This is a genomic window from Streptomyces sp. NPDC088246 (assembly GCF_044741025.1).
GTDB lineage: Bacteria > Actinomycetota > Actinomycetes > Streptomycetales > Streptomycetaceae > Streptomyces.
The window spans coordinates 42,522-64,501 of record NZ_JBIURV010000015.1; the positions used below are offsets into that span (position 1 = coordinate 42,522).

Annotated in this window: 18 protein-coding genes and 1 pseudogene; 8 read left to right on the forward strand and 11 right to left on the reverse strand. The window is 69.5% G+C overall.

Translation table 11 applies throughout. From position 1 onward, the window contains the following. Positions 1 to 23: 23 nt before the first annotated feature. Positions 24 to 218: pseudogene (locus tag ACIPEK_RS21445) on the forward strand (IS200/IS605 family accessory protein TnpB-related protein); the annotation flags it as partial. 13 nt (positions 219 to 231) lie between these two features. Here the strand turns inward: ACIPEK_RS21445 and ACIPEK_RS21450 are convergent. Then, positions 232 to 1,440, reverse strand: a complete 1,209-nt coding sequence (locus ACIPEK_RS21450; RefSeq protein WP_401998306.1) for an MFS transporter — start codon at positions 1,438 to 1,440, stop codon at positions 232 to 234. Positions 1,441 to 1,521: 81 nt separating this feature from the next. Beyond that, complete coding sequence (locus ACIPEK_RS21455; RefSeq protein ID WP_401998309.1) at positions 1,522 to 1,710, reverse strand: hypothetical protein; 189 nt, start codon at positions 1,708 to 1,710, stop codon at positions 1,522 to 1,524. A gap of 630 nt (positions 1,711 to 2,340) precedes the next feature. On the opposite strand from ACIPEK_RS21455, the gene ACIPEK_RS21460 reads away from it, so the two are divergent. After that, positions 2,341 to 3,849: a glutamate synthase subunit beta gene (locus ACIPEK_RS21460; RefSeq protein WP_401998312.1), complete on the forward strand. Its 1,509-nt coding sequence runs from the start codon at positions 2,341 to 2,343 to the stop codon at positions 3,847 to 3,849. A gap of 281 nt (positions 3,850 to 4,130) precedes the next feature. Here ACIPEK_RS21460 and ACIPEK_RS21465 read toward each other — a convergent pair whose 3' ends face one another. Continuing rightward, a complete protein-coding gene (locus ACIPEK_RS21465) occupies positions 4,131 to 5,186 on the reverse strand; it encodes an alpha/beta hydrolase (RefSeq protein WP_401998315.1) in 1,056 nt (351 codons plus the stop codon). Between the two features lie 131 nt (positions 5,187 to 5,317). On the opposite strand from ACIPEK_RS21465, the gene ACIPEK_RS21470 reads away from it, so the two are divergent. Together ACIPEK_RS21470 and ACIPEK_RS21475 are read left to right on the forward strand one after the other, a co-directional pair. Then, positions 5,318 to 5,917: a TetR/AcrR family transcriptional regulator gene (locus tag ACIPEK_RS21470; protein WP_383072063.1), complete on the forward strand. Its 600-nt coding sequence runs from the start codon at positions 5,318 to 5,320 to the stop codon at positions 5,915 to 5,917. A 174-nt stretch (positions 5,918 to 6,091) separates the two neighbouring features. Then, positions 6,092 to 7,033, forward strand: coding sequence for a carbohydrate kinase family protein (locus ACIPEK_RS21475; protein ID WP_401998319.1), 942 nt, complete (start codon positions 6,092 to 6,094; stop codon positions 7,031 to 7,033). A gap of 264 nt (positions 7,034 to 7,297) precedes the next feature. Here ACIPEK_RS21475 and ACIPEK_RS21480 read toward each other — a convergent pair whose 3' ends face one another. Continuing rightward, on the reverse strand, positions 7,298 to 9,529 hold the full coding sequence (locus ACIPEK_RS21480; RefSeq protein ID WP_401998322.1) for an alpha-N-acetylglucosaminidase: 2,232 nt from the start codon (positions 9,527 to 9,529) through the stop codon (positions 7,298 to 7,300). A 193-nt stretch (positions 9,530 to 9,722) separates the two neighbouring features. Here ACIPEK_RS21480 and ACIPEK_RS21485 point away from each other — a divergent pair, with 193 nt between their 5' ends. The 4 genes from ACIPEK_RS21485 (at position 9,723) to ACIPEK_RS21500 (ending at position 14,395) form a co-directional block, all read left to right on the forward strand. After that, entirely contained in the window at positions 9,723 to 10,976 is a 1,254-nt protein-coding gene (locus ACIPEK_RS21485; RefSeq protein WP_401998325.1) for an ROK family protein, read from the forward strand. 180 nt (positions 10,977 to 11,156) lie between these two features. After that, positions 11,157 to 11,945 carry an SDR family NAD(P)-dependent oxidoreductase gene (locus ACIPEK_RS21490; RefSeq protein WP_383072067.1) on the forward strand — a complete coding sequence of 263 codons (789 nt, stop codon included), beginning with the start codon at positions 11,157 to 11,159 and terminating at the stop codon, positions 11,943 to 11,945. Positions 11,946 to 12,100: 155 nt separating this feature from the next. Beyond that, entirely contained in the window at positions 12,101 to 13,462 is a 1,362-nt protein-coding gene (gene lysA, locus ACIPEK_RS21495; protein ID WP_401998328.1) for a diaminopimelate decarboxylase, read from the forward strand. Between the two features lie 9 nt (positions 13,463 to 13,471). Next, the gene (locus ACIPEK_RS21500) at positions 13,472 to 14,395 is read left to right on the forward strand and encodes a LysR family transcriptional regulator (protein WP_401998331.1); all 924 of its coding nucleotides are present in this window, start codon (positions 13,472 to 13,474) and stop codon (positions 14,393 to 14,395) included. A gap of 19 nt (positions 14,396 to 14,414) precedes the next feature. On the opposite strand, the gene ACIPEK_RS21505 is transcribed toward ACIPEK_RS21500, so the two are convergent. The 7 genes from ACIPEK_RS21505 to ACIPEK_RS21535 all read right to left on the reverse strand — a co-directional run bounded on the left by ACIPEK_RS21505 (position 14,415) and on the right by ACIPEK_RS21535 (position 21,964). Then, the gene (locus ACIPEK_RS21505) at positions 14,415 to 15,260 is read right to left on the reverse strand and encodes a serine hydrolase (RefSeq protein WP_401998334.1); all 846 of its coding nucleotides are present in this window, start codon (positions 15,258 to 15,260) and stop codon (positions 14,415 to 14,417) included. Further along, entirely contained in the window at positions 15,257 to 16,876 is a 1,620-nt protein-coding gene (locus ACIPEK_RS21510; protein WP_401998337.1) for an amidohydrolase family protein, read from the reverse strand. The genes ACIPEK_RS21505 and ACIPEK_RS21510 overlap by 4 nt, the downstream gene beginning before the upstream one ends. Beyond that, positions 16,876 to 17,649, reverse strand: a complete 774-nt coding sequence (locus ACIPEK_RS21515) for an amino acid ABC transporter ATP-binding protein (RefSeq protein ID WP_401998340.1) — start codon at positions 17,647 to 17,649, stop codon at positions 16,876 to 16,878. The genes ACIPEK_RS21510 and ACIPEK_RS21515 overlap by 1 nt, the downstream gene beginning before the upstream one ends. Next, the gene (locus tag ACIPEK_RS21520) at positions 17,646 to 18,620 is read right to left on the reverse strand and encodes an amino acid ABC transporter permease (RefSeq protein ID WP_401998343.1); all 975 of its coding nucleotides are present in this window, start codon (positions 18,618 to 18,620) and stop codon (positions 17,646 to 17,648) included. The genes ACIPEK_RS21515 and ACIPEK_RS21520 overlap by 4 nt, the downstream gene beginning before the upstream one ends. An 8-nt stretch (positions 18,621 to 18,628) precedes the next feature. Continuing rightward, positions 18,629 to 19,513, reverse strand: coding sequence for an ABC transporter substrate-binding protein (locus tag ACIPEK_RS21525; protein ID WP_401998346.1), 885 nt, complete (start codon positions 19,511 to 19,513; stop codon positions 18,629 to 18,631). Between the two features lie 417 nt (positions 19,514 to 19,930). Further along, a complete protein-coding gene (locus ACIPEK_RS21530) occupies positions 19,931 to 20,464 on the reverse strand; it encodes an Lrp/AsnC family transcriptional regulator (RefSeq protein WP_327276970.1) in 534 nt (177 codons plus the stop codon). 84 nt (positions 20,465 to 20,548) lie between these two features. Beyond that, the gene (locus tag ACIPEK_RS21535; protein ID WP_401998350.1) at positions 20,549 to 21,964 is read right to left on the reverse strand and encodes an NAD(P)/FAD-dependent oxidoreductase; all 1,416 of its coding nucleotides are present in this window, start codon (positions 21,962 to 21,964) and stop codon (positions 20,549 to 20,551) included. Positions 21,965 to 21,980: the final 16 nt, after the last annotated feature.

Genomic DNA, 21,980 nt, shown 5'->3' on the forward strand with positions numbered 1-21,980 from the left:
CCGGCGGATTGCCGCACCGAAGCCGTTGCCAGGCCGCCCACATCCAGACGCTGGAAGCCGGGATCAGGACGCTGCGGCACCGCCTGTCCCTCCCGATCGGGGAACCCGGGACGAAGCGGGCCGCGGGCGGCCACCGCTCCAAGGGCGAGTGGTTCAGCAAGTCCCGACGCCTTGCCGCACTGGAGGCACGGCATGCGGCCCTCGTCGCCGACAGGCAGGCGTCCTGAGCGGTTACGCCTCCGCCGGCGGCCTGCGCGCAGCATATGTTCCCGCGCCTGCCGCCAGCAGCATCACACAGCCCGTGAAGATCAGCCCGGCTTGGCGCAGCCCGAGCCATGTGGCCATGGCGCCGACCCCCACCACCGGGACCGAGATCCCGGTGTAGGCGACGACGAAGAACGTCGAAATCGTGCCGCCACGATGCTGTGCCGGGGCCGCGCCGCTGACCAGGGTGAGTGCCGCGCGAAAGGCCAGTCCCTGGCCGGCGCCGCCGCACAGGGCCCCCAGGACGAGCAGAAGCATGGATTCAGCGATCAGCGATGACGCCACAAGCAGCAGGCCCACAACGAGGATGCCGCACCCCACGGGGAGGGCGAGGCGCGCACCGATCCGTTGTGTCAAGGACTGCCCGACGGTCGAAGCAAGGAACACGGAGAACACAACGGCGCCCGAAACAGCCAGGTTGCGTACACCCAGCGTCTGCGAGGCAAAACTCGGCGCGACCGCCGTGAACAGCCCGAGAAGTGCGAAGCCGGCGAACGCCGCCAGCGAGGCGGACGTGAACACACCCTTCACCTCGGGAGGCACCCTGACTCCCTGCGGCGTCAGAGGAGGCCATCGCTTCGGCTCCGCCACGGTCTCCGGCAGGAACCAGGTGATCCCACAGGCCACAGCCACCAGCCCCAGGTGGACCCAGAACGGCAGCATCAGCGGCCGGGGCGTGTACTGCGCGAGGAGGCCGGAGAGCAGCGGTCCGCAGCCCAGACCACCCATGTTCGCCGCGGTGGCGGCGAACCCGGCCTGCGCCTTCTGCCCCGGACCGGCCAGCTCGATGACGGCCGCTGTCGCCGCACCGCTCAGCAAGCCGGCCGCGCAGCCGGACAACAGCCGCCCCGCGAAGAGCAGAGGCAGACCGCTCTGCAGGAGGAAGCAGCCCCCACTCGCGGCCGACAAAGCCATGGCACACAGGAGCACCGGTCTGCGGCCGACCTCGTCGGAGTAGTTTCCCGCCACCAGAAGCACGGTGATGACCGCAACGGCATACACGGCGAACACAACGGTCACCACCAGTTCGGAGAACCCGATCTGTTCCTGGTAGAGCCCGTACAACGGTGTGGGCAGGGTGGTCCCGGCCATCCCGATGGCGAAAACCACTGCCGCAGCCGGATAGCCCGGCCGCCAGCCATCGCCTGCGTTCACTGCGCCCTCGCGAACGATCACGCACGCCACCCTATGAGTGGCCGCCCACTGCAGAGGCACACGGCACGAGGTGGCGAGGCGGACCGAGGGGCGTCAGGAGCATCAGTCCCAGAGCTTGTAGGTCACGTCCCGCGGCGTTTGCGACGGCCTGTCGCCGGTGTAGGTGAGTTGCAGCCGGGTGAAGCGTTTCAGCTCAGGTTGCTTCTTCCAGGAATCCGGGCGGTCGAGCCTGACGATGACGGGGTAGGAGTGGAACCTGCCTGCGGCACAGAAGGGCTGACAGTCATTCACTGCGTCGAGTCCCCTGCCCACAGCGGACGTGTGCCCCCAATTGGACCACCGAAGTCCGATGAGGTGGTTGTTGCCATCGCCACAGGCGATCAAGAAGTCGCCGGGGCGTACTTGCGGTTTCGAGAAACAGTCGACGGCCACTGCGTGGGCGGACGCGGGTGATCCTGCGGATGCGGATGCTGGTACTACTGCTGCCGCGAGTGCTGTGGCAGCACACAGCATGACCGCTGTTGTGAACTTGTCTCTTCGCATATCGGCTCCCCAACTGCCTCTTTTTCAGCCCGGGCGGCCCCGAAAATACGCCTGACCAGCCGCGCGCGCTGCGGTCTGCCCGTCAGAAGCACTCGTCGGTGGCGGTGACGCCCTTCTTTCCGCAGTTGTTCCTGAAACGACGCTACGGCCGTGGCCGGGGATGCACCACCCGTACAGGCGACATCCAGGCAGGACAGAAGCGCAAGGAGTGCGCTCCGCCGGCAGAGCGGACTCGCCTTCGACCAGTGATCGACAACCTGTCGGCGCCCCCCCCCGGCTTGCGCTGAAACCGCTGCACCGAGCAGGTGGTCGTCGTGGTGTGCAGGCGTAGTCTGGCCGTAACGCCTGTGTACCGCGAGTGAGCGACGGAGGCGGCGCATGACCGACCCCTACGGCTTCCTCAAGACGCCTTGCCGGCCCGTCCCGGCGCGCCCCGTCCAGGAGCGGCTGAGCGACTGGAACGAGGTCTACGCGGGGCAGGCGCGCCTTCCGCTCGTGTCCGAGCAGGCGGGACGTTGCATGGACTGCGGCATACCCTTCTGCCACAGCGGCTGCCCGCTGGGAAATCTCATCCCCGAGTGGAACGCCTACGCGAGGAAGGGTGACTGGTGGGCAGCGGCCGAGCGACTGCACGCGACGAACAACTTCCCGGAGTTCACCGGGCGGCTGTGCCCGGCGCCGTGTGAGGACGCCTGCGTGCTCACCATCAATGCCGATCCGGTGACGATCAAGAATGTCGAACAGGCGATCGCCGACCAGAGCTGGGCGCGCGGATACACGACGCCGCAACCGCCCGGGCGGCTCAGCGGCAAGACCGTCGCCGTCATCGGCTCCGGCCCCGCGGGACTGGCGGCAGCACAACAACTCACCCGTGCCGGTCACACCGTCGCCGTCTACGAGCGCGCCGACCGCATCGGCGGGCTGCTGCGCTACGGCATCCCCGCGTTCAAGCTGGAGAAGCGCCACCTGGATCGCCGTCTCGAGCAGATGCGGGCGGAGGGCACCAAGTTCCGCACGTGTGTGGATGTCGGCAGCGATCTCGACGCCACCGAGCTCGCAGAGCGACACGACGCGGTCGTCATCGCCGTCGGAGCCACGGGGCAACGGGAACTGCCCGTCCCGGGCCGTGAGCTTTACGGCATCCACCAGGCCATGGACTACCTGACCCTGGCCAACAGGGTGGCGGAGGGCGACCGCGACGTGCCTGTCGTCACCGCCGAGGGAAAACACGTGGTGATCATCGGTGGCGGGGACACCGGCTCGGACTGTCTGGGCACCGTCCTGCGTCAGGGCGCCGCCTCCGTCGTACAGTTGGACATCAACCCCGAGCCCGGTGACACCCGACGGGACGCCGAGCCCTGGCCCGTGTATCCGAAGGTCTATCGGATATCTCATGCTCATGAAGAGGCCCGGGGGCGAGAGGGCGCGGATCCGAGAGTCTTCTCCTCCGCCACCCTCAGCTTCGAAGGGGACCCGTCCGGCAAAGTGCGCGCGCTGCGCCTGGCGGAAGTGGAGCCCGAGGACAGAACGCCGCGGCTGGAGACGGAACATGTGATCCCGGCGAATCTGGTCCTGCTCGCCCTCGGCTTCTTCGGTCCCGAACGGGGCACCGGCCTGATGCGGCAGCTCGGACTCACGCTGGACGACCGGGGAAACTTCGCCCGGAATGCTGCCTTCGCGGCCGAAACGGCAAAGCCGGCCGAGCGGACAGGCCGCGCCGGGACCGGCGGGTTGTTCATCGCCGGTGACGCGGGGCGTGGCCAGTCCCTCGTGGTGTGGGCCATCGCAGAGGGACGGTCCGCCGCGGCGGCAACGGACCGCTACCTGAACGGCTCCACGGCGCTTTTGGCGCCCATCGCTCCACAGGACCGGCCTCTGGTCGCCTGAGCGCCTCCAGTACACCATCGCCGACCCGAGGATCAACCGTCACGAGAGTACGAGAGATCAAGGGTGAAATTCTGCCCACCGACAGCGGCGTATTTTCCTCAATGGGCGAGCTGAGCAATACGGTCGGCCAGCCGTGCAAGACCATCGGAGGGCGGAGCCACTGTCTTTCTTCGGTAAGCGCCAATCGCTTTGCCGATCTGCTCTCCCAGTACTGCCGGATCAAGCGTCGCAATCAGAACGCTCCGGTGCGCGCGGCGTACCGGAGCGTTCATTCGTACGGTTCAGGTGTTCAGGGTTTGCCCGAGCCAGCCGACCATGACGGGCAGGACTTCCGGGAGCTTGGAGATGGCGCAGTGTCCCGTGCCGGGGACGAGCTCGACCCGGGTGTCACGGCGGCCCCGGAAGACGAGGGTGTCGTGCTGGGGGACATGGACGTCGTCGGTGCCGTTGATGACGAGCATCGGGGTGTGAGCGTCCTGGTCGAGCAGCGGGCGCAGGTTGAAGCGGGCGAATGCGTCGGACTGCTCCTCCGGGTTCGGGGGCCGGTCGAAGCCGAGCGCGTTGCCGACGGTTCCCTCCATGCCGAATGCGAATCCGCGAGCGGGTGCGAACGAAGCCTCCACGGGGCCGCCGAGTACCACGGAGGCGTCCACCGCGCCCGAGAGGCCGGTGCGGGCCGAGTAGTAGCCGCCCATGGAGATGCCGAGGTGCGCCACCTTGCCGTTGCCCAGCCTGCGGGCCTCGGCGATCAGGCCCTCGATGATTTCGGTGCCGCCGTCGTGAGTCATGGGGAGGTGGCTGGTCTCGCCCGTGCCGGCGAGGTCGAAGGCGACGATCCGGGTACGGGACTGAAGTGCGAGCGGCACCCACAGCGGGTGGAGGTCCATCTTCCAGGAGTCCACTCCTCCGCTCGCGAGCGTGACGGGCGCGTCGGCGGGGAGGCCGGGGGCAGCCAGGATGTGGATCGTGACCCGTGCCGTGCCGCCCTTGTAGGGGACATTGAGGACCCGGCGCTCGAAGTCCACCGGAAAGCCGGCCGAGGCCAGCTCGTACTGCTCGGCCTGCCGGGCAAGCGCGGTGCGCTTGGGCTCGTCGGTCAGGGTGGGGAACTTCGCCCAGCCGTAGGCGAGCGCCGCCAGGTCGTGCCGGCCTTCGACGGCGTAGCGGGCGGCGAGCTGCGACCACTCGTGCACCCAGCCGGCCGGTGCGTTCGGCCACATGTCCTTGATCGTGGCGCGGGTCGCGTCGACGTCCTGGGTGGGCAGTCCGAAGCCGAGCATCTGCGGATAGCGCTCGGTGAACAGATCACGCGGATCCAGCGGCCATATGTACGACATGTCGAACTCCTAACGCGGCAGCGTCACCGCGAGTGACGCTAAAAGCATGAACTCTTGTGTTAAGAACATGACCCAAGTCGGGGGTAAAAGCAAGAATCTTGGCGTTAATATGGGTGTGAGGAGTGATGCACATGACCGAGGACGAGATCCGGCGCCGCCCTGGCGGCCGGGGCGCACGTGTCCGCCAAGCCGTGCTCGACGCTGCCGTGGAGGCACTGGTCGAGAACGGTGTGACCAGGTTCAGCTTTGCCGACGTCGCCGCTCGGGCCGAGGTGAACGAGACCTCCGTCTACCGGCGTTGGCGCACACGGGAGAATCTGATCACCGACGCACTGCTCGCCGTCAGCGACCGGCGCGTACCGGTGCCGGACACCGGCTCGGTGCGCGAGGACCTGTACCTCTTCGCCACCTCGGTGGTGGAGTACCTCAACAGCCCCCTCGGCAGAGCCCTCGCCCGCGCGGCCGTGATCACGGTGGAGGATCCGGAACTGGCCGCGGCCCGCGAGGCGTTCTGGCAGTCGAGGATCCAGTTGGCGGCCACGATGATCGAACGCGGCATCGACCGGGGCGAACTCCGGACCGGTGTGAATCCGCGCGTGGCCCTCGAAGCCCTGATCGCCCCCCTTCACAGCAGGGTGCTGCTGACCCGGGAGCCCCTTGACGAAGATCTGCCGCGCGTCCTGGCCGACCTGGTCCTGGACGGGCTGGGGCTCCGTGACCCCGATCGCTGACAGTCGATGCCTCCTCGACCGGCTCAGCCATGGAATGTATGGCGACCGGATCGGCAGTGGACAGCGTCGGCCACGGAGGGGGCGCGGCGTTCACGAGTCCGAGTGCGACAAGCGCCGAACCGTACCCCGTACCCACGCCATACTGGGCCGCGGCGGGAACAGAGAGGGGGAACGGTGATCCAACAGCACACGGAGTACGACGTCTTGGTGGTCGGAGGCAGCGGGGTGGACACCATTGTCCGCGTCGATGCCCTGCCGGTACCGCTCGCCGACTCGGTCCATGTCGGGCCGATCGAGGAGTGGCCCGGCCACACCGGAGGGAATGTGGCCCTCGGTACCCGGGCGCTCGGCCTGAAGGTCGCGCTGCTCGACTGCATCGGTGACGACTGGACCGGCGCGCAGGTGCGCGAGCGGCTGGCTGTGGGAGACGTGGAGTTCGCCCCGCTGATCTCGGCGGCGGGCACCCGCCGCGCGGTCAACCTGGTGGACGCGACCGGACGCCGGATGTCCTTCTACGACGCCCGCGACCCGGCCGATCTGCGGATGCCCCGGGACTTCTACCTTCCCCGGCTGCGGCGCACCCGCCACGTCCACCTCTCCATCATGAATTTCGCGCGCTTCCTCTACGGGGACATCGAGGATCTCGGTGTCCCCGTCTCCACGGATCTGCACGACTGGGACGGACTTGCCGACCACCACCGGGAGTTCGCGCTCCGCTCCGACCTCGTCTTCCTCAGTGCGGCGGGCGCGGGCCAGGACGCCACCGCCCTGATGCGGGAGATCCTCCGCGAGGGCCGCGCGGACACCGTCGTCGTCACGGCGGGCGCAGACGGCTCCTACGTCCTCACCCGGAACGGCGGCTCGGTCCCGCACCACATTCCGGCGGCCGTTCCGCCCGCACCGGTGGTGGATTCCAACGGCGCAGGTGATGCCTTCGTCTGCGGCTTCCTCTACGGGAGACTCGCGGGCCGGGACGCCCTGGAATGCGCCCGCCTGGGCGCGGTGGCGGGCGCCCATGCCGTCACGGCTCCGGGTTCCACCGCCCTCATAACCCAGGAAGCCCTTCTGGCGTCGGATCAGGTCCAAGGCAGGAGATGTCACCGCGTCGGACCGTGACGGTGCTCAGGTCGCGGGTGCGGTGCTCGGCGGTGTCGACCGTGGCCTGGTCGTGGTCGACACCGGATCACCTCGGCTGCCGCGGTGACGGCCTCGGCGAGCGGGCCGGGGCCGCAGCCGAGGTGGCCGGGCCGGAGTCCGAGTTCGTCGAGCATGCGGCTCTTGCAGGCGCGAGCCAGGTCGGTCGCGGCAAGGCGGTCGAGGTGGACGGTGGAGTCGGGGGGCGATGGTCTCGAATGCCGGTGACGTCATGGCGCCGGTCAATCAGTCACCGGCAGTCGGAGCGACAGGAGCCGGAAGGGATGCGCGTACAGTTCCGGCCAGCGCCACCGGGTCGCCCGTGGGCTTCACCGGGTAGCTCTTGAGCTCCAGGTTCCAGGCGTTGTCCCGCTCGAACCAGTCGATCGCGGCGGGCGGCTGCCCGGTGACCAGGGCCGTGTCGAGGGAGTCCAGGTAGAGCGTCCAGCGCTTGGCGTAGAAGTCGGAGACGAGGCCCGACCATTCGCGGTTCGCGTAGTCGCGCAGCCCGCCGGACTCGCTGCCGGACCGATGTCCCCAGGTCGTGAGGACCGAGCGGGCGTCGAATTCCGCGGCGGACCGCTCGGCATCCGTGCTGCCCCAGGACTTGGCGTCCTTGAGCCAGGGCCCGAGCATGAACCGCCGGTCGGTGGCCAGCAGCCGGTCGAGCAGGGCGAGGTCCTGCTTCCACTCCGTGGTCCGCTGCCGGTACAGGGCGAGGTCCTTCCCGTCGTACGCGGACTTGATCTGCGGCAGCAGCGTACGGCTGCGGTTGGCCAGGGCCTGTCGGGCCACATCCACCACATCGAAGCGGTACGCATCCGACTTCCTTAGATCGGGGGCGACCTGGAGCAGCTCCGTGAGCGCCTGCTGCACCGTCGACGCGTCGTATCGCATGGACGACGGGCTCCAGCTGGCCGCCGTGCCGACGGTCAGCCCGGGGCGTGCGGTGAAGAGGCTGTCCTGGGACTCGCTCCAGGTGCCGGACGGGGTGCTGTAGGGGCCGGTCCGCAGCAGTTCCCACGCCTTGGCGGCGTGCGGGTCGGCGCCGCCGTAACGGCGTTCGGCGTAGTCGGCGAACCAGGCCGATTGGTCCGACGGGGCGGTGCGCCAGGCGAGTTCGGTGAAGAGTTCGTATGCGACGGGGTTGCCGCCGGTGCCTTCCGGCAGGTACGCGATTCCCTGCAGCGCACTGTTCGGCTTCGTGCGCCACTCATTGAACCGGGCCGTCCAGACAGCGGTGTTGGCCCCGATCGTGGTGTGGCCGCCGAAGTTGGGGATGGTGCCGAAGGCATAGGGTGCGCCGTGCCAGGCGGCCTCGCGGTCCAGGCCGTTGTAGCGGTCTGCGAGTCCGTCGACGATGAAGAGCTTGCTCTTGTCGACCGCGTCGATGAGCTGCGTGGAGGGGTTGTTCTGCCAGCCGAGCAGGACCCAGGTGGCACCCGGGTGCGCGGTCTGCAGGGCATTCATGACGGCCTTGGCCGCGTCCCCGATGGGTACGTCGCCCGGCCTGCCGCCTTCGTGCAGCAGATCCATCTTGTACATGGCGGAGTCGCCGAACAGCTTGCGCTGATGACGGTAGAAGGCCTCTGCGGCCTTCGGGAACATCTCGCTGCGCGGGTCCAGCCAGTCCGGCCGTTCGAAACCGACCCAGCCGCCCTGCGGGACCACGGGGCCGGTGGGGTTGCGGTCCGTGAACCCGGGCGGGACCGTGCCGTAATAACCGGGCAGGACCGGCGTCATGCCGAGCCGGCGCAGCCGGTCGGCGATCCTGCGGCCGAGCTCGGCGCGCTGATCCAGCAGCTTCTCGGTGACCGGGCCGCCGAACCCGGACATGTTCTGCATCAGCCACCACGGCTGGTGCGCCGGGCCCGGAATCCAGGACGTGAGTTCCTTCTTCGCGTACCCGAACTCCTGGAAGGTGTCGTAGTACACGGCGTCCGCACCCATCTGCACGAACACCTCGTTGACGCCGTGCAGCGCGAGGACGTCGATCTGCTTCTCGTACGAAGCCCAGTTCCGGTACGCACCGGAGTAGCCGTCGTCCGTGTCGTTGAGGGCGAACCGGTGCGGCACCGAGGCGTCCTGGTGGACCGTGCCGACGGGTGCCGGGAGCTTCTTCGGGAGCTTCGACGTGCTGTCGCCCGGCCAGCCGATGTCCACCTCGGCCGTGTACTTGAGGTACCAGTTGACGCCGCTGAGGAGCACGGCGGGGCTGGTGCCCTGGATGCGCACATGCCCCGTGGTCCCGGAGACGGCGAAGTAGTCACCGGATGCGGGACGGCTCACCGGCACGAGGTCGAACTGCCCGGCGTGCCGGGGGAGGAGGCGGCGCAGTGCCGCCTCCGCCGGCCCGGGGGCGAAGGCGGGCCTGTCACTGGGGGCGGCTTCTGCGGGAGCGGCAGGAGTGCTCAGCACCGTGGCCAGCACAGCGAGGGCGGCAGTGCAGGCGGCGATCCAGGATCTGAGGCTTCTCAAGGTTTTGACCTCGTCCGATGAAGGGATGCGGGGGCTTGCCGAGGACATGGTGCGGACGCACATCAGACTTACTAACGGAGCATTCGTTAATATGGGCGGGTTGCGCCGCGATCGTCAAGAGCGCCGACAGCCCGGGTTCTCGAAGCGCTGGGTACAGTGCCGACAGCACGGTCGGGCAAGGGAGTTGACGCACATGCCAGTCCGGAAAGCAGCGGCCACCGGGCCGCACGTCCTGCGCCGGATAAATGTAGCCGCGGTGCTGGCCGCATTGCGGGAGGGGGACACTCCCACCGCCCGCGTCACCGACCTCGCATCGCTCACGGGACTGTCACGGCCCGCGGTGACCAGGGCCCTGACCGAGCTGAGGGACTGCGGCCTGGTGGAGTTCACCGCAGCTGCCGGACCGCAGCAGCTCGGCCGTCCCGCCCAGTACGCCAGGTTCCGTGCCGAGTCGGGACATGTCGCCGGGGTCGACATCGGTCCGCACAAGGTGCTGGTGATGATCGCGGACCTGGCAGGTCAGGTGCTGGCCACCCATCGTGCGGCCGTGGACAGGGGAGTGACCGGACCACAGCTCTTCGCCACCGTCCGCGCCGCACTGACGGCGGCCGCGGCCGAGGCGGGCGTGCCGTTGTCGAGCCTGTGGGCGGTGAGTACGGGCACTCCGGGCATCGTCGACCGCGAGCGGGGCGAGGTGCTGCTCGCTCCCAGCATTCCCGACTGGGCCGGGCTGCCCGCCGTTTCGCTGCTGCGCGACTGGCTGCACTGCCCGGTGTCCATCGACAACGACGTCAACCTCGCGGTGCTCGCGGAGCGTTGGCGCGGAGCCGAGGTCCCCGCCGGAGCGGGCAGTGGCGCCGGCGCCGGTGTGCGTACCGACTGCCTGGTCTTCGTTCAGTGGGGGCGGCGCATCGGCACCGGCATCGTCATCAACGGCAGGCCCTACCGGGGCAATTCGGCCGCCGCCGGTGAACTGGGCTTCGTCGACCTCGTCGGTGATCCCGACACCCGTCCCGGACCGCGCCCGGCCGACGGCATGGGGCCGTTCGAGCGGCTGGTCGGCGCCGAGGCCATTCACCGGCTGGCCCTGGAGGCCGGCGCTCCCGTGGGCGGCGCCCATGACATCGCACCGCTCTTCGCAGCGGCGGAAGCGGGCGACCGGGTTGCCGTCGAGGTGGTGGAGCGCGTGGCCGCCCGGTTCGCCCGAGGACTCGCCGTACTTCTCCTCGTCCTCGATCCGGGCAGGGTCGTCATCGGCGGCGGGGTGTCGCGAGCGGGGGACACCCTGCTGGGCCCCGTGCGCAGGCATCTGCGATCACACACCCTGGTGCCGGTCGAGCTGAACGCATCGGTGCTCGGCGAACGAGCCGTTGCGATGGGTGCGGTGCGCCATGCCCTGGACGTTGCTGAAGAACGCGTGACGACCACACACCAAGGCCACACGTAGCAGCGAGGGGGGCGGACCCGTTCCGACAGCCGGTTTCACCCGGACGGTCGGCCTGCGTCACTCCGCTGCTGTCCGGGCCGCGCCATCACTGGCCGATACCGGAAACGCTGAGTCCGTCGTGCCTCTCATGGCGCGCCTGGACTCGCCGCCGTCGGTGCCGCTCGTTGCTAGGAGACCATGATGGATCTGCACCTGACAGACAAAGTAGCCGTGGTCACCGGCGCCGGCAGGGGCATCGGCCTTGCCGTGACACAGGCGCTCGCCAACGAGGGCGCGTGTGTGGTCGCCGCCTCCCGCACCCCCACCGAACCCCTGTCCGAGCTGGCGGCGCGCAAGGACGTCCACTTCGTACAGGCGGACCTCACCGAGCCCGACGGCTCCGCAGAACCGGTGGAGGAAGCGGTCGCCAGGTTCGGCGGGCTGGACATCCTGGTCAACAACGTCGGGGCCGTACGTCCGCGAGCGGGCGGCTTCCTGTCCGTCGGCGACGACGACTGGATGTGGGCGATGACGGTCAACTTCCTCACTGCGGTCCGCACCACGCGCGCCGCGCTGCCACACCTGATCAAGGGCGGCTCGGGCTCCATCGTGACAGTCAGCTCGGTCACCGCCTTTCTGCCCGACCCCTCGGTCATCGACTACTGCGCGAGCAAGGCTGCCCTCACCAACTTCTGCAAGGCCCTGTCCAAGGAGGCCGGCCCGCAAGGGGTACGGGTGAACACCGTCAGCCCCGGACCTGTCGCCACGGATCTCTGGCTGGGGGAGGGAGGCATCGCGGCCACCGTCGCAGCGACCGACGGCACCGCACCGGACACCGTCGCCCAGGAGTTCGCGGCCCAAGCGGTGACCGGTAGGTTCACCCGGCCGGAAGAAGTCGCCGATCTGGTAGTGCTGCTGGCGAGCGGCCGTTCGGGCAACGTCACCGGATCGGACTTCGTCATCGACGGAGGGCTGATCACGACCTTGTGACGGGAGTTCCCGGCCCGGTACGAGAGGCCCTTCCCGCGACCCCCGACGTGGCATGAGCGTCGAAAATGGCGAGGCTCAGCCACAGAAGAATGCGCTTTTGTGACCCCTCGTGCAGGCCGCAGGATGGCGGAGAACCGGCCTATGGGGGAGGAACCATGTCGTCAGCCATCGAAACGGGTCTGCTGCCCTTCACTTCCGAGATCAGCCCGGAAGGGCTCGCCGTCGGAGGCGTCCTGCTCACCGAACTGGCACAGCGTTGGGGAACACCGCTCTTCGTGTACGACGAGGAGCACCTGCGCCGACGCTGCCGGGAGGCGGTCGCGGCCTTCGGCCAGGACAACGTCGCCTACGCCTCCAAGGCATTCCTGTGCACGGCCATGGCCCGACTGGCCCATGAGGAGGGACTGCTGCTCGATGTCGCCTCCGGCGGCGAGCTGCGCGTGGCGCTGCACGCGGGTGTTCCGGCCGGACGGATCGTGCTGCACGGCAACAACAAGGACGAGGCGGAGCTGCGCACGGCCATGTCAGCCGGGGTGCGGCATGTGGTGGTCGACAGCTTCGACGAGATGGACCGCATCGAGCTCCTGCACGCCGAGGAACAACTGCCGCCCGCCCGGGTCCAGTTGCGGGTGGCGCCCGGTGTCGCCGCAGGCGCACACGAGGCGATCCGGACCGGTGGCATCGACTCGAAGTTCGGCTTCGGCCTCGTCGGCGCAGCCGCCGCAGCCGCCGTGCGGCGGGCCGCCGGCTCCCCGGCCATGATCCTGGAGGGCGTCCACGCGCATGTGGGCTCCCAGGTGCTGGACACGGCGGAGCTCGCGGCAGGAGCCGCGGCCGTCGCACGGTTCGCGGCGGAGACAGGGGTGCACCGGCTCACCGTCGGCGGCGGCCTCGGAGTCGCGTACGAGGCGGGGCAGACCGTACCCTCGTTCGCCGACTGGGCGGCCCGGGTGCGCACCGCGGTGCGCGATGCGGGCTGGGGCGGCGACGTGACAGTGGAGCCCGGCCGGTCCATCGCCGCCCGCGCGGGGCTGACCCTGTACCGGGTCGGCACGATCAAGCGGATAGAGGGCGTGCGGACATACGTCAGCGTCGACGGCGGGATGAGCGACAATCTGCGCCCCGCCCTGTACGGCAGTCGCTACGAGGTGTTCCTGCCGCGTCGCCCCCGCGCCCCGCGACCGCTGCGGGCACGGCTGGTCGGCAAACACTGCGAGAGCGGCGACGTGATCGTCGACGACGCCGCCCTGCCGGCCGAGGTCGCGGTGGGTGACCTCCTGGCCACGCCGGTCACGGGCGCATACGGATATGCCATGGCGTCCAACTACAACAAGTTGCCGCGCCCCGCTGTCGTCTTCGTGTCCGATGGCCATGCTCGCACAGTGGTGCGCCGGGAGACCGAGGAGGACCTGCTGCGCCTGGACGTGGACGAGCCCGCCGTGCCGACGCACTGCGCCGCCCGGAGCCTGTCCGTACGGTCGGGTGCCGGGGCGGCGCAGCGCGTCGGCACGGCCTAGTCTGACCCGATGCTGAACAGTGCCCGACTGCTCGTCCTGCTGGAAATAGCCCGCACGGGCACCATTGTGGCCGCGGCCCAGGCGCTGCATCTGAGCCCGTCCGCCGTCTCGCATCAACTCGCCCGGCTGGAGCAGGAACTCGCGGTGGCGTTGGTGGAACGTCAGCCGCAGAGCCTGCGGCTGACAGCGGCCGGTGTGCGGCTGGCCGAGCACGCGCAGGCTGTCGCCGACCTGATGGCTGTCGCACAGGACGATCTGCGGGCGCACTCCGAAGGCGACGCCGGGGTACTGCGGCTGGGCTTCTTCGCTTCCTCGGGCCTGGAGCTGCTTCCTCGGGCGCTGTCGGCCTTCGCGGCCGAGCGGCCCAAGGTCGAGCTGGAGCTGATCCTGGGGCAGCCGCACGAGCTGGTTCCCGATCTGGAGGCGGGCCGGCTGGATGCGGCGGTCGTCTTCGAACATCCGCTGGACCCCTGGTGCCGGCAGGCGACCGTGGATGTGGAGATGTTCTTCGACGAGCCGCAGCTGGTGGTCCTCCCGTTGCGGCACCGCCTCGGTCGGCACACCGCGGTCAGGCTTGCCGCGCTGGAGGGGGAGAGCTGGATCGGTACGCACGGTGGCCACACCGGCGAACCGGTCCTGGAACGCGCATGTGCGGCCGAGGGGTTCCGGCCGCGGGTCCGCTGCCGCAGCGATCACTACCAGGTCACGATCAACCTGGCCCGCGCGGGCATGGGTATCGCGCTCGTCCCGGCCCTCGGGCTCGGCGACACCACGGGTGTGCACGTCTGCCGACTGGACCATCCCCGACTGCACCGGCGGATCGGGGTCGCCACCCGGCCCACCAACCGCAACCCGCTGCTGCGGATCTTCCTCGCGGAGTTGCGGTCGGCCGCCGAGGAGATCCGGTCGCTGCTGGAGATGCAGTGGTCCTGACCGGCGGGGCGTGCCGCTCTCATTCGGCGGTGCGGCGTCGGGCACAGGCCGCGAGGGTGCGGCCGACGTCCCGGATGGCGTGCACCGCGGCCCGCTGCGTGCTGGGGCCCAGCGCCGGGTCCCAGTGCGCCACCACCGCGTATGCCAGTCGGCGCGCACCGACGATGACACCGGCATCGGCGCGGACCCCGGTGTCGGTACCGGTCTTGTTGGCCACCAGAAGCCCGTCGGGCAAGGGGTTCGGGAAGCCGGGGGCGTACGGGTCGTGATCCACCAGGGCGGGGACCAGACCGTGGTCGGTGTTGGCGCGCATCCACTCCAGCAGCCGTGCAGAGGCTGCCGGGGAGCTCATCGTGCCGCGTACCGCATGTGTCACCAGCCGTGCCAGGTCCCGTGCGGTGCCGGTGGCGAAGACGGCCGGCACATCAGGGCCCCGGATGTCACGGACCTTGTCGTGCAGTGTGAGGCGGCCGAGCCCGAGTTCCTCCGCCAGCCGGGCCGTGGACTCGCACCCCACCAGGCGCAGGAGCGCATTGGTGGCGGTGTTGTCGCTGACCGAAGCGGTCAGCCAGGCCAGATCCTCGACGGTCCAGCCGCGCCTGCTCATCCGGCGCAGCAGGCCGGTGCCGTCCGCCATGTCCTCGTCGAGGACTTCGACGGGCCGGTCGGCGAGCAGCTCACCGGTGTCCAGTCGGCGTGAGACCTCGGCCAGCAGCAGCAGCTTCGAGGCGGACGCGACCGGCAGCACGGTGTGGTCGTGGACCCCCACCGTCTCGCCGCCGTCGATGTCGACGGCGGCGACGGCCAGGGTGAGCGGCAGCGCTGCCGAGCGCCGCGCCGCCGCGGCCACTTGGGCCAGACTCATCGGATCCTCACCACTTCTCCCGCTCGCGCCGCGGTCGGGCAGCCGCCCCTTACTGCGACCCGCCCCGCCACCACGACGGTATCGATGCCTTCGGGGGCCAGCAGCGGTCGGTCGAAGGTGGCGGTGTCGCGTACCGACGCCGGGTCGAGGACGACCAGATCGGCGAGGGCGCCGTCGCGGACCACGCCGCGGCCGGTGAGCCCGAACCTCCGGGCCGGCAGACCGGTCATCTTGTGCACCGCGTTCTCCAGCCGGATCAGTTGCTGGTCGCGGCCGTAATGGCCGAGTACGCGGGCGAAGGTTCCCGCCCAACGAGGGTGCGGGCGACCGGGTTTGGGGACTCCGTCCGAGCCGATCATCGACAGCGGGCTGGCGAGCACCCGCCGGACGTCGTCCTCGCGCATGGAATGGCTGATGATGGTCACCTCGCCCTGCTCGGCCAGCAGCAGGTCGCACGCGTAGTCGACCGGGTGGACGCCGCGCCCGGCGGCGAGGTCGGCAATGCTGCGGCCCTCGGCCTCCGGGTGCGCCTGCGCGGCGGCCACGGTGATGAGGTCCCAGCCGCCGTTGCCCACGGTGTTCTCCCACCCCTTGACGCCCTGAGCGATGTCCGTCCGGATCCGGTCGCGCGTATCTGCCCGGCGCAGCCGTTCCAGCAGGGCGCCGATGCCGCCCTCGCTCGTCCACGGTGGCAGCATGGCGTGCAGAACGGTGCTGCCCGCGGTGTACGGGTAGACGTCGCACAGCACGTCCACGCCTTCGGCACGGGCCTCTTCCAGCCGGGGCAGGGTGCGCAGCGTGGCGCCCCAGGCGTGCCGGCCCGCGGTCTTGTGATGGGAGATCTGCAGCGGGGCACCGGAGCGAACCGCGATCTCCAGGGCTTCCTCCAGGGCGGTCTCCACCTGTGACATCTCGTCGCGCAGATGGGTGACGTAGGGCTTGCCATGACGCGCGGCGACTCCGGCCAGCGCGACGATCTCCTCGGTGCCGGCGTAGGTGCCCGGCGGGTAGATCAGCCCCGTGGACAGGCCGGCCGCACCCTGGCCGAGCGCCCGGTCGAGCAGCGCGCACATGGTGTCCAGCTCGTCGGGCCGGGGCGGGCGGGCCTCGAAGCCCATCACCCCGGCGCGCAGCGTGCCGTGTCCGACCAGCGAGGCGATGTGGTTGCGGCGCAGGGCAGGGTCCTGTCCGGCGGCGAATGCGTCGAAGTCCACCGCGGGCCGTACCGGTCCGAGCCCGAACGTCACTCTGAGATGCTCGGCAAGTGAAGGCAGCCGTTCCGGCAGCGAAGGGAACAGGCTCGTCCCGCAGTTGCCGCAGATCTCCGTGGTGACGCCCTGCAGCAGTGGTGCGAGGCGAAGGTCGTCGACCGGCTCCGCGGTGCCGTCGGCGCCGTGGGGTGCCGCGAGGGCGTCGGAGTGCGTGTGCACATCGATGAAGCCGGGCGCGATGACCTGGCCGGTCACATCCAGCGTCTCGGCCGCCGCGGCCGGGGTGCCGGCGGGAAGCACTGCGACCCGTCCGTCCACCACCGCGATGTCCGCCTCCCTGGCGGGTGCCCCGGTTCCGTCGACCAGTGTGCCGCCGCGCAGCAGAAGGTCCAGTGGGCGGCCCATCACAGCACCGTCGACAGGAAGGCCCGCGTGCGCTCGTGCCGCGGGTCGGTGAACACACGCTCCGGGCTCCCGGCTTCGACGACGGCACCCTGATCCATGAACAGGACACGGTCGGCGACCTCGCGGGCGAAGCCCATCTCGTGGGTGACCACGACCATCGTCATACCGCTGCGGGCCAGGTCTCGCATGACGCCCAGGACCTCGCCGACGAGCTCGGGATCGAGAGCGGAGGTGGGTTCGTCGAAGAGCATGAGTGCCGGCTCCATGGCCAGTGCCCGGGCGATCGCCACACGCTGCTGCTGCCCACCGGAGAGCTGCCCCGGGTAGTGATCCGCTCGGTCCGCGAGACCGACGTGGTCCAGCAGCTCCCGGGCCTGCTTCTCGGCCCGTGCACGCGAGAGGCCCTTGACGGCGACCGGCCCCTCCATCACGTTCTGCACCGCTGTGCGGTGCGGGAACAGGTGGAACCGCTGGAACACCATGCCGATCCGCTCCCGCTGCCGTCGGATGTCACGGGGGCGCCGCTCGCGCAGGACACGCCCGGACGGGCCGTGCTGCTCGTAGCCGATCAGCTCACCATCCATCCACACCCGCCCCGCGTCGATCTGCTCGAGGTGATTGAAGCAGCGCAGCAGCGTCGACTTCCCGGACCCGGAAGGACCTATGACACACAGCACCTCACCGCTGCGGACATCGAGATCGATGCCCTTCAGCACCTCGGTGTCACCGAATCGCTTACGGACCCCACGGGCCCTGAGGATCACCTCGTTCATGCCGCTGCCTTCTTCCTGTCACGCCCGGGTACGAGATTCGCCAGGACCCTGCGCCGCAGCGGCGGGGCGGCGCCCGGACTGTAGCGGCGCTCGACGGCATGCTGGCCGATGCTCGCGATCGTGGTGAGCACCAGGTACCAGAGGGAAGCCACCAGCAGCAGCGCCACCACCTCGAAATTGGCGAGGTAGAGGTGCTGGGAGACGGTCATCAGATCGGCGCCCGCGATGACAGAGACCAGCGAGGTCGTCTTGAGCATGGAGATGAACTGGTTGCCGAACGGCGGGATGATGACTCTCATCGCCTGCGGAAGGATGATCCGGGACAGGATCTGACGGTTCGACATGCCGATGGACGCACCCGCCTCGCGCTGGCCGGGGTCCACGCTCTGAATGCCGGCCCGCACGATCTCGGCCATGTAGGCGCCCTCGTTGATGGAGAGGCCGAGCAGGGCCGCCACGAAGCCGGTGATGACCTGGTTGGACTGCCAGCTGATGAGTTTCGGGCCGTCGAACGGGATACCGATGCTGATCACCGGGAAGAGCAGGGCCAGGTTGAACCAGAAGATGAGCTGGACCAGCAGCGGTGTGCCCCGGAAGAACCAGGTGTACGCACCGGCGGTGAGACGCAGAACCGGACTGTCGGAGAGCTGCATCACCGCGACGAGTACCCCGATGACGATGCCGAGAGCCATCGAGACGAGCGTGAGCTGAATGGTCACGCCGAGACCCTTGAGGATCACGCCGTCGAACTGGTACTTGGCGACGATGTCCCAGTGCAGGTTGGGATTGACGATGACGGTGTAGGCGAGCCACACCGCGAACAGTGCGGCGGCGAGGACCGCCAGCCAGCGCCCGGGACGGGGGCGCCGGGTCACCTGGAGGGAGAGGTCCTCCTCCGGCGGTGTCGCATCCGTTGTGGCTGCTGCCGGTGCCGCTTTGAGAGCGGCGCCGGGCATTTTCCGGTGGGTCATGTCCGTACTCACTGCCCGTCGTTCACGGTGGCCTCGGGCACGGCGCTGTCGCCGACTCCCCAGGTGTCGAGGATCTTCTTGTAGTCGCCGTTGTCGATCAGTTCCTGCAGGGCCTTGTGGACGGCATCGCGCAATCCGCCCTGGTTCTTCGCGGCCGCGATGCCCCAGGGGGCGGTGCCGTACTGCGTCGGCAGAACCTCGTAAGCGCTGCTCTTCTTTGTGAACATCCTGGCAACGGGATAGTCGACGATGGTCGCGACTGCGCGTCCGCTGTCCAGCTGCAGCAGCCCGGTCGGCGCGTCCTCGCTCTGCGAGATCCGCATCTTCTCCTTGCACTTGGCGTTCTGTTCTTCGCCGATGTGGAGGTTCGAGCTGCCCTTGGCGAGGACGACGGTCTTTCCGCACAGGTCCGTGAGGGACTTGATGCCCTGCGGGTTGCCCTTCTTCGTCATGATGACGCCGCCGGTGCGGAAGTAGTCGACGAAGTCGACCGCCCGGCGCCGCTGGGCACTGTCCGTCATGGACGACATGACCAGGTCGAAGCGTCCGGACTCCAGACCGGGGATCAGCCCGTCGAAGGCGGCATTGGTGAGTTCGAGCTTCAGCTTGAGCCGCTCGGCGATGGCCTTGGCCAGGTCGGGGTCGACACCTGTGAGCCGGGTGGTCCCGGGCTCGTACATCTCCATCGGCGGGTATCCCACCGCGGTGGCCACCTGGAGCACACCCTTCTGCCGGTACTGCGCGGGGAGCAGCTCGGCTGCGGTCCGGCCGGCGGCGGCCTGCGAGGAACGGCCGGACGGGGCGTCGCCCTGGCCGGAGCGGCCACACGCGGTAGCCGCGAGAGCCACTACTGCCAGGGCTGCCAGACAGCGCAGAGAACGGGGACGATTCATCGGATTTCTCCCTCACGGGGTGGCGGTGCGCCGATGCTGGCAGTCGCGCCCGGGTGAATGGAAGATGATGAAGCTATTCATGCCTGACCATCGAAATCCGTACGGGTCCGAATCTCCGTGGTGAGGACCCCGAACGGGAACGGGGCAACGCATGCGACAACCACTCGGCCGGCGTGCACTGCTGCTCGGCACCGGTGGACTGCTCGCGGGATCCACGGGCTGCTCGGCAACCTCCCGGACTGCGGCCGGCCCGTCCGAGTCGGTATCCCCGACGTCCGTGTCTCCGTCCCCGCCCGCGTCCTTGCCCGCGACCACGGCCCGGCGCCCCGACCGCGCCGACGTGGACCCCACCGTTAAGCTGCGCGCCGTACAGGTGGTGGCGATCGGTGAGTGGCCCGCCGGGCAGGGCGGCGCGGCTCAGGCGCGCTGGTCGAGACCGGCGCTGAGTGGTGGCTGCGGGGCGTCGAGCAGCGAGGTGTCCACCTCGCCGACGCCCCAGCCGTACGCCAGCTTGTGCACTTCCAGTACGAAGAACGAGTCGGTCGAGACGACTCCGTCGATGTGATGCAGCCTGCGGTTCATCAGGTCGGTGAAGTGATCGGTGTCCCGGCAGATCACCTCCGCCATCACGTCGTAGGTGCCCGCGGTCATGATGACGTAGGAGGTCTCGGGCAACTCTCTCAGCCGTCGGCAGACCTCCTGGGCGCTGCCCGGCCTGACCCGGATGCCGACCATGGCGAACCGGTCGAAGCCGATGGTCAGCGGGTTGGCGATACCGACGATCTGGAGGGTGCCGTTCTCCTCCATGCGCTGAACGCGGTAACGCACGGAGGAGGCCGGAATGTCCAGTTCCTCGGCGATCTGGCTGTACGGGCGGCGGCCGTCCGCTTGGAGTGCGGCGATGATCTGACGGTCGGTGTCGTCCAGGGGGCTGCCACCCAGCGTGCTCATGCTGTGCTCCGGCTCTCATGTACGGCCCACCACGGTGTGCGGGCCTGGATCTTCGGTCGTACGGGCCTATCCTGCCCGGCTTGCTCAGGAGTCGAAGCCGAGGCCGAGCCGGTCCAGGGTGCGCAGCCACAGGTTGCGGTGGCCGTACGTGTCCTCGCGGGCCATGGACCACCGGGTGGCCTCGACGCCGAGATAGCGGACCGGCTCCGGGGGAAAGGGCACCGGAGGGCGGCGGATCATGGCGGGCCGGAGCCGTTCCGTGCGCCGGCCCGAGAGCAGGTCGAGCATCACCTGGGCGCCGTAGCGGGTGGCGCCGACGCCGAGCCCGGTGAAGCCGAGGGCGTAGGAGATCCGGCCGCGCGCGGCGGTGCCCGCGAACATGCAGAAGCGGGTGGTGGAGTCGATGACGCCACCCCATGAGTGCGAGAAGCGGACGCCGGCGAGGGTGGGAAAGGCTTCGGCGAACTGGGCGGCGAGGGTGTCGAAGGTGGCGGGGCGCTGGGTGAGGCGCTCCTCGACCCGGTTGCCGTAGTGGTAGATGGCGTCGTAACCGCCGAACAGGATGCGGTTGTCGTCGGTCTTGCGGAGGTAGTGGAACTGGTTGCCCGCGTCGGTGATTCCGTGCTCGCCGCTCCAGCCGATGGCGGCGAGTTGCTCATTGCTCAGGGGTTCGGTGGTCAGCGCGTAGTCGTAGACCGGAATCATGGTGAGCGAGAGGCGCTTGAGCAGGGGCCGGTAGATGTTGGTGGCGAGGGCGACCTGCCGGGCACCGACCGCGGCGTAGGGGGTGGTGAGGCGGACCCGGCCGGCATGACGAGAGGTCAGGGCGGTGACTTCGGTGTGCTCGGCGATGCGGACCCCGAGGTCGAGGCAGGCGGCGCGCAGGCCCCAGACAAGGCGGGCGGGGTCGAGGAGCGCGTAGTCGGGAGACCACAGGCCGGTTGTCCAGAGAGGGGAGTCGACATAGCTCCGCAGTTCGTCACGGTCCAGCAGCCTGGTCTGTTCGCCGTACCGGCGGGCGAGCGCATGGGCGCCCTTGAGTCCTTCGGCCTGCCAGGGGGTGGCGGCGGTGGTGACCTTGCCGCTGCGTACGAACCCGCAGTCGATGTCATGGGTGTCCAGGTCGCGCCGGAAGGCGTCGAAGTTCTCCATGCCCAGGCGGTGCAGCAGCCGGGCCTCGGTGGGCCAGCGGTCGGCGCCGTTGGCGAGACCGTGGGTGATGCTGGGGGAGCAGAAACCGCCGTTCCGGCCGCTGGCCGCGTGGCCGCAGGTGTTCTGTTCGAGGACGAGGACGTCTCGTTCGGGGCGGGCGCGTTTGGCGAGCAGGGCGGTCCACAACCCGGTGTAACCGCCGCCGACGACGGCGAGATCGCAGGCGGTGTCGGCGGTCAGCCGGGGCAGCGGTGCGGGGTGCTCGGGCCGGTCCAGCCAGTAGGGGGCGGCCTTCGTGTCGCGCAGTCGGTTGCGGTGGTCGGTGGGGCGGGGGGCTGCGGTGGTCATCTGGCGGGTACCTCGT